Source organism: Pseudomonas sp. PB120, assembly GCF_009761815.1.
Taxonomy (GTDB): domain Bacteria; phylum Pseudomonadota; class Gammaproteobacteria; order Pseudomonadales; family Pseudomonadaceae; genus Aquipseudomonas.
The window spans coordinates 1-950 of the sequence record NZ_RWIN01000128.1 but is presented as its reverse complement, the minus strand read 5'-3'; the positions used below and the strand labels follow the sequence as shown (position 1 = coordinate 950).

The window sequence follows — 950 nt, the reverse complement described above, 5'->3', positions numbered from 1 at the left end:
TGGCCACCGCCGAACGCATGGCGCAGTCGATGCTCAACGCCTGAGGAGATCAATATGAACGGCAAGAAACTCTACATCTCCGACGTCACCCTGCGCGACGGTAGCCACGCGGTGCGTCACCAGTATTCGCTGCAGAACGTGCAGGACATCGCCCGTGCGCTGGACAAGGCCCGCGTCGATGCCATCGAAGTCGCCCACGGCGACGGCCTGCAAGGTTCGAGCTTCAACTACGGCTTCGCTTCGCACACCGACCTGGAGTGGATCGAAGCGGCGGCCGATGTGATCCGCCACGCGAAAATCACCACCCTGTTGTTGCCCGGCATCGGCACCGTGCACGACCTCAAGGCCGCCTACAACGCCGGGGCGCGGGTGGTGCGCATCGCCACCCATTGCACCGAAGCCGACGTGTCGAAACAGCACATCGAATACGCCCGCGAACTGGGCATGGACACCGTCGGTTTCCTGATGATGAGCCACATGATCCCGGCCGAGCAGTTGGCCGCCCAGGCCAAACTGATGGAGAGCTACGGCGCGACCTGCGTGTACATGGCCGACTCCGGTGGGGCGATGAACATGCAGGACATCCGTGATCGCTTCCGCGCGTTCAAGGCCGTGCTCAAGCCGGAAACCGAAACCGGCATGCACGCGCACCACAACCTGTCGCTGGGGGTGGCCAACTCAATCACCGCCGTCGAAGAAGGCTGCGACCGCATCGACGCCAGCCTGGCGGGCATGGGCGCGGGTGCCGGTAACGCGCCGCTGGAAGTGTTCATCGCCGCCGCCGAACGCCTGGGCTGGAACCACGGGACCGACCTTTACACCTTGATGGACGCGGCGGACGACATCGTGCGGCCGTTGCAGGATCGGCCGGTGCGGGTGGATCGCGAAACGCTCGCCTTGGGTTACGCCGGGGTCTATTCAAGCTTCCTGCGCCACGCGGAAATCGCCGC

1 protein-coding gene is annotated in these 950 nt (G+C 64.7%); it reads left to right on the top strand.

All coding sequences use genetic code 11. The features are described 5' to 3' along the window. Positions 1 to 54 precede the first annotated feature (54 nt). The coding region (dmpG, locus tag EJA72_RS23535; RefSeq protein WP_157714289.1) for a 4-hydroxy-2-oxovalerate aldolase at positions 55 to 950 on the top strand (896 nt) is incomplete at its 3' end.